16 protein-coding genes are annotated in these 13,904 nt (G+C 68.8%); 9 read left to right on the plus strand and 7 right to left on the minus strand.

The window, feature by feature from the left end:
• Nucleotides 1-121 precede the first annotated feature (121 nt).
• Complete coding sequence (locus tag AC1RTC_RS04710; RefSeq protein ID WP_493154319.1) at nucleotides 122-931, plus strand: ParA family protein; 810 nt, start codon at nucleotides 122-124, stop codon at nucleotides 929-931.
• Between the two features lie 75 nt (nucleotides 932-1,006).
• On the opposite strand, the gene AC1RTC_RS04715 is transcribed toward AC1RTC_RS04710, so the two are convergent.
• From AC1RTC_RS04715 to AC1RTC_RS04730, 4 genes are all read right to left on the minus strand, one after another.
• On the minus strand, nucleotides 1,007-1,555 hold the full coding sequence (locus tag AC1RTC_RS04715) for a MerR family transcriptional regulator (protein ID WP_493154320.1): 549 nt from the start codon (nucleotides 1,553-1,555) through the stop codon (nucleotides 1,007-1,009).
• Between the two features lie 133 nt (nucleotides 1,556-1,688).
• The gene (gene ftsR, locus AC1RTC_RS04720; RefSeq protein WP_493154321.1) at nucleotides 1,689-2,387 is read right to left on the minus strand and encodes a transcriptional regulator FtsR; all 699 of its coding nucleotides are present in this window, start codon (nucleotides 2,385-2,387) and stop codon (nucleotides 1,689-1,691) included.
• Nucleotides 2,387-2,887: an FHA domain-containing protein gene (locus tag AC1RTC_RS04725; RefSeq protein ID WP_493154322.1), complete on the minus strand. Its 501-nt coding sequence runs from the start codon at nucleotides 2,885-2,887 to the stop codon at nucleotides 2,387-2,389. The genes ftsR and AC1RTC_RS04725 overlap by 1 nt, the downstream gene beginning before the upstream one ends.
• Nucleotides 2,888-2,898: 11 nt before the next feature.
• The gene (locus tag AC1RTC_RS04730; RefSeq protein WP_493154323.1) at nucleotides 2,899-3,513 is read right to left on the minus strand and encodes a CDP-alcohol phosphatidyltransferase family protein; all 615 of its coding nucleotides are present in this window, start codon (nucleotides 3,511-3,513) and stop codon (nucleotides 2,899-2,901) included.
• A 45-nt stretch (nucleotides 3,514-3,558) separates the two neighbouring features.
• Here AC1RTC_RS04730 and AC1RTC_RS04735 point away from each other — a divergent pair, with 45 nt between their 5' ends.
• From AC1RTC_RS04735 to AC1RTC_RS04750, 4 genes are read left to right on the plus strand one after another with little or no spacing between them, the layout of a single operon-like run.
• Entirely contained in the window at nucleotides 3,559-4,374 is an 816-nt protein-coding gene (locus tag AC1RTC_RS04735; protein WP_493154324.1) for a DUF1295 domain-containing protein, read from the plus strand.
• A gap of 9 nt (nucleotides 4,375-4,383) precedes the next feature.
• The gene (locus AC1RTC_RS04740; protein ID WP_493154325.1) at nucleotides 4,384-4,827 is read left to right on the plus strand and encodes a hypothetical protein; all 444 of its coding nucleotides are present in this window, start codon (nucleotides 4,384-4,386) and stop codon (nucleotides 4,825-4,827) included.
• 52 nt (nucleotides 4,828-4,879) lie between these two features.
• A complete protein-coding gene (locus AC1RTC_RS04745; RefSeq protein ID WP_493154326.1) occupies nucleotides 4,880-6,007 on the plus strand; it encodes an aggregation-promoting factor C-terminal-like domain-containing protein in 1,128 nt (375 codons plus the stop codon).
• Nucleotides 5,991-6,371 (plus strand): RNA-binding S4 domain-containing protein, encoded by a 381-nt coding sequence (locus tag AC1RTC_RS04750; protein ID WP_493154327.1) that lies wholly within the window; start codon nucleotides 5,991-5,993, stop codon nucleotides 6,369-6,371. The genes AC1RTC_RS04745 and AC1RTC_RS04750 overlap by 17 nt, the downstream gene beginning before the upstream one ends.
• Nucleotides 6,372-6,612: 241 nt before the next feature.
• On the opposite strand, the gene AC1RTC_RS04755 is transcribed toward AC1RTC_RS04750, so the two are convergent.
• Together AC1RTC_RS04755 and AC1RTC_RS04760 are read right to left on the minus strand one after the other, a co-directional pair.
• Nucleotides 6,613-8,127: an SPFH domain-containing protein gene (locus AC1RTC_RS04755; RefSeq protein ID WP_493154328.1), complete on the minus strand. Its 1,515-nt coding sequence runs from the start codon at nucleotides 8,125-8,127 to the stop codon at nucleotides 6,613-6,615.
• Between the two features lie 23 nt (nucleotides 8,128-8,150).
• Nucleotides 8,151-8,834 carry a Pr6Pr family membrane protein gene (locus AC1RTC_RS04760; protein ID WP_493154329.1) on the minus strand — a complete coding sequence of 228 codons (684 nt, stop codon included), beginning with the start codon at nucleotides 8,832-8,834 and terminating at the stop codon, nucleotides 8,151-8,153.
• A gap of 30 nt (nucleotides 8,835-8,864) precedes the next feature.
• On the opposite strand from AC1RTC_RS04760, the gene AC1RTC_RS04765 reads away from it, so the two are divergent.
• A complete protein-coding gene (locus AC1RTC_RS04765; protein WP_493154330.1) occupies nucleotides 8,865-9,806 on the plus strand; it encodes a cation diffusion facilitator family transporter in 942 nt (313 codons plus the stop codon).
• Here the strand turns inward: AC1RTC_RS04765 and AC1RTC_RS04770 are convergent.
• Nucleotides 9,803-10,387, minus strand: a complete 585-nt coding sequence (locus AC1RTC_RS04770; RefSeq protein ID WP_493154331.1) for an HhH-GPD-type base excision DNA repair protein — start codon at nucleotides 10,385-10,387, stop codon at nucleotides 9,803-9,805. The genes AC1RTC_RS04765 and AC1RTC_RS04770 overlap by 4 nt on opposite strands.
• A 47-nt stretch (nucleotides 10,388-10,434) precedes the next feature.
• On the opposite strand from AC1RTC_RS04770, the gene AC1RTC_RS04775 reads away from it, so the two are divergent.
• The 3 genes from AC1RTC_RS04775 to AC1RTC_RS04785 all read left to right on the plus strand — a co-directional run bounded on the left by AC1RTC_RS04775 (nucleotide 10,435) and on the right by AC1RTC_RS04785 (nucleotide 13,880).
• Nucleotides 10,435-10,794, plus strand: coding sequence for a MerR family transcriptional regulator (locus AC1RTC_RS04775; RefSeq protein WP_493154332.1), 360 nt, complete (start codon nucleotides 10,435-10,437; stop codon nucleotides 10,792-10,794).
• Nucleotides 10,791-11,105 (plus strand): thioredoxin family protein, encoded by a 315-nt coding sequence (locus tag AC1RTC_RS04780; protein ID WP_493154333.1) that lies wholly within the window; start codon nucleotides 10,791-10,793, stop codon nucleotides 11,103-11,105. The genes AC1RTC_RS04775 and AC1RTC_RS04780 overlap by 4 nt, the downstream gene beginning before the upstream one ends.
• A gap of 141 nt (nucleotides 11,106-11,246) precedes the next feature.
• Nucleotides 11,247-13,880 carry a glycoside hydrolase family 97 N-terminal domain-containing protein gene (locus AC1RTC_RS04785; RefSeq protein WP_493154334.1) on the plus strand — a complete coding sequence of 878 codons (2,634 nt, stop codon included), beginning with the start codon at nucleotides 11,247-11,249 and terminating at the stop codon, nucleotides 13,878-13,880.
• The last annotated feature ends 24 nt before the right edge of the window (nucleotides 13,881-13,904 follow it).

Raw genomic sequence — 13,904 nt, forward strand, 5'->3', positions numbered from 1 at the left:
CATCCACACTTTTCTTAGACCAAGCCTAGGGCTGCGGAACACTGGCAATTTGCTCCGCAGGTCGCCCCACACGCCTCAAGATTTAGGTTCTTTAACTGTAGTGAAGGTATCGTCGTTACTCGTGCATGTACTCAGCGTCAGCTCCCTCAAGGGGGGCGTGGGAAAGACCACAGTGACGCTCGGGCTGGCCTCCGCCGCCTTCGCGCGCGGCCTCCGAACCCTCGTCGTCGACCTCGACCCGCAGTCGGACGTGTCCACGGGCATGGACATCGACGTGGGCGGCCACCTCAACATCGCCGACGTGCTCGCCTCGCCGAAGGAGAAGATCGTGCGGGCCGCGATCGCTCCCAGCGGCTGGACGAAGGGGCGCCCCGGCAAGATCGACGTGCTCATCGGCTCGCCCTCGGCGATCAACTTCGACGGGCCGCATCCGAGCATCCGCGACATCTGGAAGCTCGAGGAGGCGCTCGCCAACGTCGAGGCCGACTACGACCTCGTCCTCATCGACTGCGCGCCCTCGCTCAACGCCCTGACCCGCACGGCCTGGGCCGCCTCTGACCGCGTCACCATCGTCACCGAGCCCGGGCTGTTCTCCGTCGCCGCCGCCGACCGCGCGCTGCGGGCGATCGAGGAGATCCGCCGCGGGCTCTCTCCACGGCTCCAGCCGCTCGGCATCATCGTGAACCGGCTGCGGTCTCAGTCCCTCGAGCACCAGTTCCGCATCAAGGAGCTCCGCGACATGTTCGGTCCACTGGTGCTCTCGCCCCAGCTGCCGGAGCGCACCTCGCTGCAGCAGGCACAGGGTGCCGCGAAGCCGCTGCACGTGTGGCCCGGCGAGAGCGCCCAGGAGATGGCGCGCAACTTCGACCAGCTGCTCGAGCGCGTGATGCGCACGGCGCGCATCGGCGACTTCGCGAACGAGCCTGTCTAGTCTCGATTCCAGCGCTGCTCGATACGAGTTGGTTTCGATACGAGCGCCAGAGCGCCCTACTCAACCAGCGGGCGACTAGGAGGCCTTGACCGCGCGGCGCTTGGCGAGCTCGTCCATGGGGTCCTCGCCCTTGACGGAGTCGAGCTCGACGAGGTCGTGCTCCACCTCGCGGAGCACCTTGCCCACGGCGATGCCGAACACGCCCTGGCCGCGGCTCACGAGGTCGATCACCTCGTCGTTGGAGGTGCACAGGTACACGCTCGCGCCGTCGCTCATGAGAGTCGTCTGGGCGAGGTCGTTGATGCCGGACTCGCGCAGCTGGTTGACCGCCACACGGATCTGCTGCAGTGAGATGCCGGTGTCGAGAAGTCGCTTGACGAGCTTGAGGACGAGGATGTCGCGGAAGCCGTAGAGGCGCTGCGAGCCCGAGCCTGCCGCGCCGCGCACCGTCGGCTCGACGAGCTGCGTGCGGGCCCAGTAGTCCAGCTGGCGGTAGCTGATGCCGGCCGCGCGGGCTGCGATCGCGCCACGGTAGCCTGCGTCGTCGTCGAGCTCGGGCATCCCGTCGGTGAAGAGCAGGCCGAGATCGTAGCGGGATTCCTCACTACGGTTGAGATCTCGCATGCTTTTCCCCTTTTACTTGCCCCGTCACTCAAACCTTCAGGTTTAAGTTGACACTTAATGTTCGTTGACTCCACGGTACCCACCCGACCGCGGTGATCGCCGACACCGCTCAGGCGTGTCGGATTCGACGGTACTACGAATCGAGGCGCGTGAGGGCGGATCGGATGAGACTGCTCCGCACAATCTCGAGCTGACCGGCGATCTCGCGCGCCATCTCGGCGGCGCGCGCCCGGCTCGACGAGTCCTTGCGGCGCGCGACCGGCATGAGCGCGTTCTCGATCAGGCCCAGCTCGCGCTCGGCCGCCGCGCGGAAGCCGCGCAGGTGGCGCGGCTCGATGCCGGAGCGCTGGAGCTCCACGAGGGACTTGAGGACGGCGAGCACGTCCTCGCCGAAGTGGTCGGCGGGCACGATGAGGGACGCGGAGATCGCGTCGCCGAGCAGCATCGCGTTGGCACCGGCCTCGCGGATGAGCTCGTCGCGGCTGAAGCGGCGCTCCGACGACAGCATCGACGGTGCGGCGGAACCACCGCCCGGGAGCTCGGGTGTGCGCCCGGCATCCATCTCGGCGAGATAGCCGCGGATGACCTTGAGCGGGAGGTAGTGGTCGCGCTGCATCGTGAGGACGAAGCGCAGCCGGTCCATGTCGGTGGACGAGAACTTTCGGTAGCCCGACTCTGTGCGGGCCGGCGACACGAGCTGCCGCTCCTCGAGGAACCGCAGCTTCGAGGGGGTGAGGTCGGGGAACTCCGGGTTCAGCTTCGCCAGCACCTGCCCGATGCTGAGAAGGGGGGAACTCCCAGGCACTCGGGCCTGGGAGGCAACGCCTGCCACTAACGTCCGGCCAGGTGGGCGAGATCGAGGCGCGAGGCGTAGAAGGTGAGTCGGAACTTGCCGACCTGCACCTCCGCACCATCACTGAGCAGAGCAGTATCGATGCGCACCCCGTCGAAGTACGTGCCGTTGAGCGAGCCGAGGTCCTTGACCTCGAAGGCCGTGCCGTGGCGGAGGAACTCCGCGTGGCGGCGCGAGACCGTCACGTCGTCGAGGAAGATGTCGGCCTCCGGGTGGCGGCCGACCGTCGTGAGGTCTGCGTCGAGGAGGAAGCGCGCACCCACGTTGGGGCCGCGGCGCACCACCAGGAGGGCTGAGCCGGAGGGCAGTGCGGCAATCGCATCAAGCTCCTCGGGCGAGGCGTCGTTGTCGAGCGCTGCCAGCTGTGCGGCGAACTCATCCCCATAGGTGACCGTCGCGTCGTCGCGGTGAGGCGCCCCTGCGGGCGTCTCGGAGGCAGCGCCCTCAGCGGCGGTGCCTTGTTCGTCGTGCTCCGTCATGGTGTCCCTCCCTAGCGTTCCAGAGTAGCCGATACCGAGGGGTCCTCGTCCCGGAGAATTCCGACGAGACGGATGGTCTGGCGCGCGTAGATCACTCCGCCCCACCAGTACAGGAAGACGCCCCAGAGCGCGAAGGCCCACCCGACGGGGTTGGCGATGTCCGTGGCATCCGGGAACGCCTGCCCGATCATGAGGATGGGGAGGGCGTAGAACAGGCACAGTGTTCCGGCCTTGCCGAGGTGGTGCACGGGCAGCGGTCCGTAGCCGTGATTGGCGAGCACCAGGCCGAGCACGACGAGCATCAGGTCGCGCGCGACGATGGCGACGAACAGCCACCACGGGATGACCCCGCGCACGGCCAGGCCGATGAGGGCCGCGAAGATGAACGCGCGGTCCGCCGCGGGGTCGAGCAGCTGGCCGAGGCGCGAGATCTGCCGGAACCGCCGGGCGATGACGCCGTCGAGGTAGTCGCTCACGCTGGAGACCACGAGCACGAGAAGCGCGAGGCCGTCTTTGCCGGCGATGATCAGCACGAGGAAGACAGGGACGAGAGCGAGCCGGATGAAGCTCAGGACGTTGGGCACCGTGAGGATCCGGCCACTCACCTCGCCCGCCCGTTGCTCCACGATCGACGAGTCTAGCGAGCCGCATCCCAGGAATAGGATTTCCCCATGAACCCGCTCCAGACCGTGCTCCTCCTCGCCGCCCTCGTCGTGCTCGGAGTGTGGATCGCATCCCTCATCACCCACGACCACTCGTGGGTCGACCGCATCTGGTCGATCGTGCCCGCCGTCTACGTGTGGGTGTTCGCGGGATACGCGGGGCTGGCCGACCCGCGCCTCAACGTCATGGCGGTGCTCGTGACGCTCTGGGCCGCGCGCCTCACTTTCAACTTCGCGCGCAAGGGCGGGTACACCGGCACGGAGGACTACCGCTGGCCGATCCTGCGCGCCCGGATGAACCGCTGGCAGTTCGAGATCTTCAACTTCTTCTTCATCTCCCTGTACCAGAACGTCATCCTGCTGCTCATCACGCTGCCCGCCCTCACCGCCTACGAGCACCGCTCGACGCCGTTCGGCGTGCTCGACGCCGTGATCGCCGTCGTCTTCCTCGGGCTGCTCGTGGGCGAGACCGTCTCCGACCAGCAGCAGTGGAACTTCCACAAGGCGAAGAAGGCAGGCGGCCCCGAGTTCCGCCCGCGCTTCCTGCAGTCGGGACTGTGGAAGTTCTCCCGCCACCCGAACTTCTTCTTCGAGCAGGCGCAGTGGTGGGCGCTCTTCTTCTTCGGCGCGGTCGCGGCCGGCTCGCTGCTGCAGTGGACGGTGCTCGGCGCGGTGCTGCTCACGACCCTGTTCATCGGGTCGACGATCTTCACCGAGAGCATCACGAAGAGCAAGTACCCCGAGTACGCCGACTACCAGGCCACGACCTCCCCGATCGTGCCCTGGCCGCCGCGTCGCGCGTCGAAGGTCTCTGCTCCGGCGTAGCGTGATCGCATGTCGTGCATCCGCTTCAACACCCCCGCGCAACGTGCCCAGATGAAGGCGATGGCGCCCGTCATGCTGACGTCCGAGCAGGCGGCGGCGCTGCATCCCGCGCCCGAGGTCACGGAGAGCAAGATCCAGCGCCTGAGGCTGCTTGCTGCTGACGCGAATCCGAAGATCCGCGAGAGCGCGGCAAGCAGCTACCACACCCCGGAGGACGTCTTCGAGACGCTCGCGAAAGACCCTGACGAGGGCGTGCGCGCGTGCGTCGCCCGCAACGAGTCGGCGCCGTGCGACGTGCTCCGCTCGCTCGCGAACGACACGTCCGAGAGGGTCCGGGGATTCCTCGCGCTCAACTTCTTCGTCCCCCAGGACGCCATGGAGCTCCTCGCGGCCGACCGCAGTGCCACGGTGCGCGGCCTCGTGTCGTGGAAGCGCGAGCTGGCGGACGCCTAGTCACACCAGTCACACCGTTCACTTTCGTCACAGCAGGCCGTAGCCTGTAGCAATGGGTATTCGCGGGATGCGCTCTGGCGTGCTCGCGGGCGCGCTGGCGCTGGCGCTGGCGGTCGCCGTGCTCTCCCCCGCGACCGCCGCCCAGCGCGACGACTACCCCTCGTGGGACGAGGTCGAGGCCGCCCGGGGCAACCAGGCGCAGACCGAGGCGACCATCGCACGGATCGACACGCTGCTCGCCGGTCTCGAGGCCGACGCCGCGCGGCTCGGCGACGCCGCCGTCGCCCGCAGCGCCGAGGCCGACGCCGCGCGTGCCGCGCTCGCACGGGCAACCCGGGAGGCCGACTCGCTGTCAGCGCGAGCGGATGCCGCGGCAGCCCTCGCGGCGCAGTCCGCAAGCCGCGCCGCCCAGGTGGCCGCCGCCCTCTACCGGTCGGGCGGAACCGACCTCACCGGCACCCTCCTGCTCACCTCCGGCGACACCGCCGACGACCTCCTCGAGCGCCTCGGCAGCCTCGACCGGCTCGGGCAGCGGCTCGAGCTCGCCGTGCAGCGGGCCGACGCCGACCGGAACCAGTCGTCAGCCCTCAGCGCGCAGGCGGCGGTCGCCCGGGCAGGGCGCGCCGCGGCATCCGCCACCGCCCAGTCGACCGCCGCCGCTGCTGCCGCCGCATCGCAGGCCGCTGACGCCGCCGTCGCGACCCAGCAGGCGGGGCTCACGCGGCTCTACGACCAGCTCGCGGCCCTGAAGAACACCACAGCCGCGCTCGAACAGCAGTACCGCGCGGGGCAGCAGGCATCGAACGACCCGGGCGGCAACAGCGGCGGCGGCGATGACGGCGGCGAGGTGGTCGTGCCCGGCGGCGAGGTCAACGATGTCGCCGCCGCGCGCTCGTACGCCTTCGGCCAGCTCGCGGCGGCGGGACTGGGCTCCGGTCAGGCGGACTGCCTGCTGTGGCTGTGGAACCGCGAGTCCGGGTGGCGGACCAACGCCTACAACGCGTCGAGCGGGGCGTACGGCATCCCGCAGTCGCTGCCCGGGAGCAAGATGGCGGTCATGGGCGCCGACTGGCGCACCAACTACACGACCCAGGTGAACTGGGGCCTCGCCTACATCTACTCGCGGTACGACACCCCCTGCGGCGCTTGGGCGCACTCCGAAGATGTGGGCTGGTACTGACGTGGCCGTGCGGGTGGACAGCTGGCTGTGGTCGGTGCGCGCGTTCAAGACGCGGTCGTTGGCCACGGCCGCGTGCCGCTCCGGCCACGTGAAGGTGAACGGCGAGCGGGCGAAGGCGGCACAGCCGGTGAAGGTCGGCGACGAGGTCCGGATTCGCGTGGCGGGGTTCGACCGGATCCTCGAGGTGCGCGAGACGCTCGTCAAGCGGGTCGGCGCCGCGGTCGCCGCTGAGGCGTTCGTGGACAACAGCCCGCCGCTGCCGACCCCGGAGGAGACGGCCCTGCTCCCCCGCCGCGACCGCGGCGCGGGTCGGCCCACCAAGCGGGAGCGCCGGGAGATCGAGAAGTTGCTCGGTCGGGACTAACCTCGGCTTAGGACCATCCGCATACTTCCGAGGAGGAACCTATGGCAGACAAGTCGCCCAAGAAGAACACCGCCAAGACGACGGCGAGCAAATCTCTCAAGGAGAAGCGCGCCGAGAAGAAGGACAAGGCAGCCAGCAAGCGCAAGGACTGAGCTGCTCGAGCGGGTTGAGTAACGCGCTGCGGCGCGGGCATCGAGACCGGGACGTCATCCGGCCCGGTCTCGATACGGCCGAAGGCGGCCTACTCGACCCGCTTCGGCGTTTGCGCCTTCTTCGCGGGCGCAGCCGCCGCGGTGCCGATAGCCGTTCCCGTGGCCCGGCCCGTGACGATCTCGGAGATGTCGATTCCCACCAGGTCCTTGAGGATCTGGTTCACGGTGGTCAGCTGCGAGGCCACATTCTGTCCGACCTGCTCAGTGCCCGATCCGTCGGACGAGATGACGGTCATGCTGCCGATCGCTGAGAGCGGCTCGGATGCCGCGCGCACGATGTCCGGAAGCTGCGCGATCACCTGCTGGCGCAGCAGGTCGCCCGCTCCCGCCGCCAGCGCGTCCGCCTTCGAGCGGGTCGCGTCGGCCTCGGCGTTGCCCCGGGCGCGGATCGACGCGGCCTCGGCCTCGCCCTCCGCGGTGAGTGCGTCGGCGGCGGCGATGCGGCGGTTCTTCTCCGCGACGCCCTCGGCCTCGAGCGCCTCGGCCGCGCTGCGGCGGCGGTTGCGCTCCGCGAGGCCCTCCGCCTCGAGGGCTTCTGCGCTCGACCGGCGAGAGTCGCGGTCGGCGTTGGCCGCGGCGACGGCGGCGGCGGCATCCGCCTGGGCCTTCTTCTCCATGGCGTAGGCCTCGGCGTCGGCGACCGCGCGGATCTCGGCGTCAAGCTCCTGCTTGCGGAGGCCGACGCGCTTGCCCGCGGTCAGCTCCTGCTGGGCGACGACCTCCTGCTGCGCGATGGCCTCGGCGAGCGGGGCTGCGGCGGCGGCCTCGGCGCGGGCCTTGTCGGTCTCCTTCTGGATCTCCGCGTTGCGCAGGTCGAGCTTGCGCTGCGACTCGGCGACCGCCTGGTCGGCGGCGATGCGCGCCTCCTCGGAAGCCTGACGGGAGACGGACTCCGCGATCTCGGCGACCTGCTTCACCCGGGCGGCCTCGGCGCGGCCGAGGTCCTTGATGTAGCCGTTGTCGTCGTCGATCTCCTTGATCTGGAGAGTGTCGATGGTGAGGCCCTGAACGTCGAGCGACTCCCGCACCGCCTCGAGCACCTGGCCCTGAAGCGCAGAGCGGTTGGTGATGATCTCGGTGACGGTGAGCTGGCCCACGATGGAGCGGACCGAACCGCTCAGCACTTCCTCGGTGGAGGTCTCGATCTGGTCCTGCTGGTTGAGGAAGCGCTGGGCGGCGGCGCGCACCATCGACTCGGAGCCGCCGACCTTCACCACCGCGACAGCGTTCACACGGATGGTGATGGCGTCCTTGGTCTGAGCCGTGGCCTGCACGTTGAGCTGCCTGCTGCGCAGGCTGAGCTTGAAGTAGGCCTCGACGATCGGCTTGACGAAGACACGCGAGCCGAAGACGACGCGCTGGCCGGCGTTCTCGGTCTCGACCTGCCCCGTCTTGAGCGGCTTCTGGCGCGACGTGACGATGATGGCCTCGTCGGGCTTGGCGACCTTGATGCCGCTGAGCAGGACGATCACGACGATGAGGGCGATCACGACGATCGCCACGATCACGATAACGAGCGTGGGGTCGGGGATGAAGGGGATCATGCCCCGACCCTATCGGTTGAGCTTTACTCGGCGGTGACGGCCCTCTTGCGACGGGACACCCAGACGACCCCCGCGGCCGTGATCCCGATGACCACCGCGATGAGGATGATGTAGAAGGCGACCGAGAGGTAGCCGTTCGGCGAGATGTTCGGGTTGAGGAAGGGGTACGGGTACCAGTAGTCCTTGCCCTGCATCTCGTCTGGCGTGAGCGGTCCGCGGATGAGCGTGTAGATGCCCCACACGAGCGGGAAGATCACGATGAAGAGGATGGACTTCCACGCGAGCGCAAGCCGGCCCGAGACGAGCAGCCAGTCGAGGAGCATCCAGAGCGGCCCGACCACGTGCAGAATCTCGTTCGACCACGGCACCGTGGTGCCCTGGGGAAGCTCGACGTTTCGCAGCAGCAGGTTGTAGACGACACCCGTGACGACCATGTACGTGACGATCGCGGCGCGGAGGCCGTTGAACCAAGCAGGGTCAGCCGCGCCCTTGCGGGTGAGAAGGAAGAACGCCCCGATCAGGCACACGACCACGGTGGCGACGTTCGACTCGATCGTGAAGAAGCTGAAGAAGTTCGTGAAGGTGATCCCGAAGTTGGTGACGCCGGCGGCCGTCCAGTTGGCAACGCTCTGGTTGAGCTGGGCGACGATGGCGGCCACGATCGCGACGGCGACAGCGACACGGATAACCGCGAAAAGGATTCTCATGGCACGACAGTAGCGGTCTAGCGTGGAGAAGTGACACAGGCCACTGAGCAACCCGCCAAGCTGCGCACCGTCGTCATCGCCTTCGTCGCGAATCTCCTGGTCGCGGGGGCCAAGACCGCGGCTGCGGTGGTGACCGGCTCCGCGTCGATGCTCGCCGAGGCCGCGCACTCCTGGGCAGACGCGGGCAACGAGGTCTTCCTCCTGATCGCCGAGCGCTCGAGTGCGCGAAAGCCGGACTCGGGGCATCCCCTCGGCTACGGCCGCGATGCCTACGTGTGGTCGCTCTTCGCAGCTGTCGGCCTGTTCACCGCGGGCGCCGTGGTCTCGGTGCAGCACGGCATCTCGGAGCTGCTCGACCCGGAACCCGCGAGCGACTACCTCGTGGGCTACATCGTGCTCGCGATCGCGGCAGTGCTCGAAGGGATCTCCTTCCTCCAGTCGGTCGTCCAGGTGCGGCAGGGCGCGCGCAGGTTCAACCGCGGCGCGCTCGACTACGCCCTCAACGGGTCCAACCCGACGCTGCGTGCGGTTCTTGCCGAGGATGCCGCGGCGCTGGCCGGGCTGGTCATCGCGTTCCTCGGCATCCTCCTGCACCAGCTCACGGGCAACCCCGCGTACGACGCGGCCGGGTCCCTCGCGATCGGAGTGCTGCTCGGCGTGGTCGCCGTGGTGCTGATCGGGCGCAACCGAAGGTTCCTCGTCGGCGCCGTGCCGAGCCCCGTCGTGCGGGCCGCCGTCGGGCAGGCGCTCGCGGAGCATCCCGAGATCGAGCGCGTGACGTACCTGCACCTGGAGTTCGTGGGCCCCGCAAGGCTGTTCGTGGTCGCCGCCGTCGACCTCACCGGCGACCGCCGCGAGGAGGACGTCGCCCGTCAGCTGCGCACCCTTGAGCGCGCCATCGAGGAGAACGAGCTCGTGCAGAAGGTCGTGCTGACGCTGTCGGTCAGCGACGAGCCGACCATACGGTTCTAGGCCATCTTCGCCGCGGCCTTCGCTGCCTGCTTCGTCGCGCGTACCTTGAGCAGCGACTCGGGGTCCACGATGTCGGCGACGGACCGGTAGGAGCCGGCTTCGCCGTAGGCCCCCGCCGCAGTCTCCCAGCCCGGGGCCGTGAGCCCGCGGCGCTTGCCGAGCAGTGCGAGGAAGATCTTCGCCTTCTGCTCGCCGAAGCCGGGCAGCGCGGTGAGCCGCCTCAGGATCTCTGTGCCGTCCGGAGCGCCCTCGGTCCAGATCTTCTCGGCGCTGCCGCCCCACTCCGATACGACGGCGGCGCACAGTGCCTGAACCCGGCCGGCCATCGAGCCGGGGAACCGGTGCACGGCGGGCGACTGCCTCATGGCCTCGGCGAACGCCTCGGGCTCGTAGTCCGCGATGGTTGCCGCATCGAACGACCCCAGCCGGGTCTTCAACTTGGCAGGGCCCGCGAACGCGGTCTCCATGGGCACCTGCTGGTCGAGGAGCATGCCGACCAGGAGCGCCAGCGGGTCGGAGGAGAGCAGGGCGTCGGCATCGACATCGCCGGTGATGTGGAGTTCGTGGGACATGCGATCCATCGTGCCACTTGACCTTGCCCCGTGGGTCAGGGTTTAGCGTTGCGGGCATGAGGATCGGAGAGCTCGCGCGCAGCGCGGGAGTGACAACGAAGGCAGTGCGGTACTACGAGTCGGTGGGGCTGCTCGACGCCGACCGGCTGCCCAACGGCTACCGCGACTACGACGAGTACGACGTCCGGCTCGTGCGCGAGGTGCGGAGCCTCGCGACCCTCGGGATCAGGGTGGAGCAGGCGAAGCCCTTCCTCGAGTGCCTGGTCTCGGGCCGCGAGAAGGGCGACGACTGTGCGGCACCGCTGGCGGTGTACCGCTCGGTGATCGGAGAGCTGGACGAGCGGATCGCCGACCTCTCCCGCCGCCGGGACTCGGTGGCCGTCGCACTCGCGGAAGCGGAGGGCAGGAGCGCGTGAGCCTGCTGGAGGTCACCGATGAGACGTTCGAGAGAGAAGTGCTCCGGGCATCCGGGCCCGTTCTGGTCGAGTTCTGGGCGGAGTGGTGCCCGCCGTGCCGGGTGCTCACGCCGATCCTCGAGCGGATCGCCGACGCGCACCCCGGCCTCACCGTCGTCAAGGTCAACGCCGACGACCCGGTGACCGCGATGACGTACCGAGCGCTCTCGCTGCCGACCATGAAGGTGTTCGATAGCGGCGAGGTGGTGCGGACCATGGTCGGCGCCAAGCCCCAGGGAACGCTCGAGGCGGATCTCGCCGCATACCTCTAGCGGTCAGGAATTTCGCAGGAATGTCCATGCCGCCGACCGGAAAGCGCATTCGCACAGCCCAGCGCCGTCTCTACGCTCGGAGTCACCCGGGCGCCACCCCGGTGCCCGAGCGCTCGAAAACCTTCGACAGCAAGGGACATCATGACGAACACAATGGGACGACGGCGTCCCAGGCAGTTGGCGCTCGCAGCGCTGGCTGCGCTGGTGCTCAGCCTGCCTCTCCTCTCCGCGAGCCCCGCTGCGGCGCTCGTGACCCACACCCTCACCTCCCCGAACGGGCTGATCCAGTTCATCGTGACGGACCAGCCCAGCGGCAACCTCACCTATACGGTGACCGCAAGCGGAACCACCATCTTCAACGACTCACCGCTCGGTATCGCTACGAGCTCGACTGATCTGACGACCGGGCTCACGTATGCGAGCGAGGTCCGCACGGTGATCACCGAGACCTACTCCTTGCCCGCAGGCACGGACCCCAGCTACCTCAACGACGGCCGGGAGATGGCGCTCACCTACACGAAGGGCGGCGTGACGATGAAGCTCGTCGTGCGCGCCTACAACGACGGTGTGGCGTTCCGGTACCAGCTCCCCGGCAGCGGTTCGGTGAGCATCACCGGCGAGACGAGCGGGTTCCGCATCCCCGTCGCCTCGGGCGGCTGGGCAGCGCCGTGGAACTCGAACTACGAGCAGGACTACATCTACCGGAACGCGGCCGGACTGAACTCCGGCACCGACCTCACGATGCCGGCCCTCATCTCGATCAACAACAACGCGTTCTACACGCTCATCAGCGAAGCGAACGTCTACAACTCCGGCGCGAGCTTCGCCCCCGCGATGCTCGAGGGCGACGGCCTCGGCACCGGGCTGCTGAAAGTGTCGAGGACGCCCGACCAGGCGTTCCCGATGTCAGCGGCCTATCCGTTCCAGACCCCGTGGCGGTTCGCGATCATCGCGTCCAACCTCGACATCCTCTACAACTCCGATCTCGCTCAGAACCTGAACCCGCCGGCGGCGAGCACGCCGTCCTGGGTGAAGCCGGGCCGTGCGGCGTGGTCGTGGTACTCGGATGAGGACAGCGCCTCCGACCTCGACAAGCAGAAGCAGATGGTGGACTTCGCGGCCTCCATGGGCTTCGAGTACGTCACGGTCGACTGCTGCTACACGCCCTCGACCGACCTGCCCGCGATCTCGGCATACGCGGCACAGCGCGGCGTGAAGGTGTTCGCGTGGGTGACGGCGTCGCCCTTCGCGACCCCGGCACTCGCCGACGCGCTCATGGCGCAGCACGCGGCCTACGGAGTGGCAGGCCTCAAGGTCGACTTCTTCCTGAGCGACTCGCAGGCAGTGCAGGCCTGGTATCAGGCCATCGGTGACTCCGCCGGCTCGCACAACCTCATGCTCGACCTGCACGGCAGCACCAAGCCGGGCGGCGAGAACCGCACCTGGCCGTGGGTGCTCACCTCGGAGGCCGTGGCCGGCACCGAGCACTACAAGTACCCGCCGCCCACGACCGCCGCCGCCGACGTGACCTACCCCTTCACCCGCGGGCCGCTCGGCAGCATGGACTACACGCCCGCGATGATCTCGCAGAACGCGTCCGTGCTCACCCAGGCCCACACACTCGCCCAGGCGATCGTCTTCACCTCCGGGATGATCAACTACGCCGACTCCGCGGCGGCGTACGAGCAGTGGCCCGGTCGGCACCTCATGCGCGCGATCCCGACCACCTGGGACGAGTCCAAGGTCGTCGAGGGGTTCCCGGGCGACCACATCACCGTCGCGCGGCGCTCGGGCACCGACTGGTTCATCGGCGCGATGACCTCGCCCGCACGGACCGGATCCGTTCCGCTGTCCTTCCTCGGGTCGGGCAGCTACACCGCGACGATCTTCGCCGATGACGCCTTCGGGCGGCTGGTGACATCCACGCAGACCGTCACGAGCGCGACGACCCTGTCGCTGCCGATGATCGCGACCGGTGGGGTCTCGGTTCACATCTCGAAGACGCCGCTGGCCCAGATCGGCTCCGGCGACACCCGGTACGAGGCCGAGGCCGCGGGCAACACCCTCGCGGGCGGCGCCTCGGCGTCGGGCTGCAAGGGCTGCTCGACGGGCTGGAAGGTCGGCAACGTCGGCTCGGGAGGCGCGGTCACGTTCAACGGCGTGACGGCGACCACGGCGGGAACCCACAAGATGACGTTCACCTACACCTCGGCCGACCCCAGGTCGGTGCGGATCACGGTGAACGGCACGGTGCTCACCACCGCCGCCCTGCCCGATTCGGGCGGCTGGGAGTTCGTCAACAAGTGGACTGTGGACGTGCCGCTCGTCGCCGGCTCGAACACGATCAAGTTCGACAACCCGAGCGCGTTCGCCCCGGACATCGACGCGCTCACGATCGCGCGTCTGACCGAGGCCGAGGCTGCGGGCAACACGCTGTCGGGCGGCGCCGCGACAGGCAGTTGCGCGGGATGCTCGGGCGGGACGTTCGTCACGTCCCTCAACAGCACGGGCAAGCTCGACGTCAACGCGCTCACCGTCGGTGCGGCGGGAAACCACACTGTGCGGATCGACTACGCGAGCGCGACGGCCCAGACCGTCCAGCTCCAGGTGAACGGCGGCACGGCCATCACCGTGAGCCTGCCCGCGACCGGGTCGGCCACCGCCGTGGCGACGAAGACGCTCGGGCTCTCGCTCACGTCCGGGAGCAACGTGATCCGCATCTCGGGAGCCACGTCTGCCGCCGTCGGCATCGACCGAGTGGCGGTGGTTCGCTAGTCGGCAGAGACCGGGGCCGCACCT

This window comes from Rhodoglobus sp. GW821-FHT12B09 (assembly GCF_058809925.1).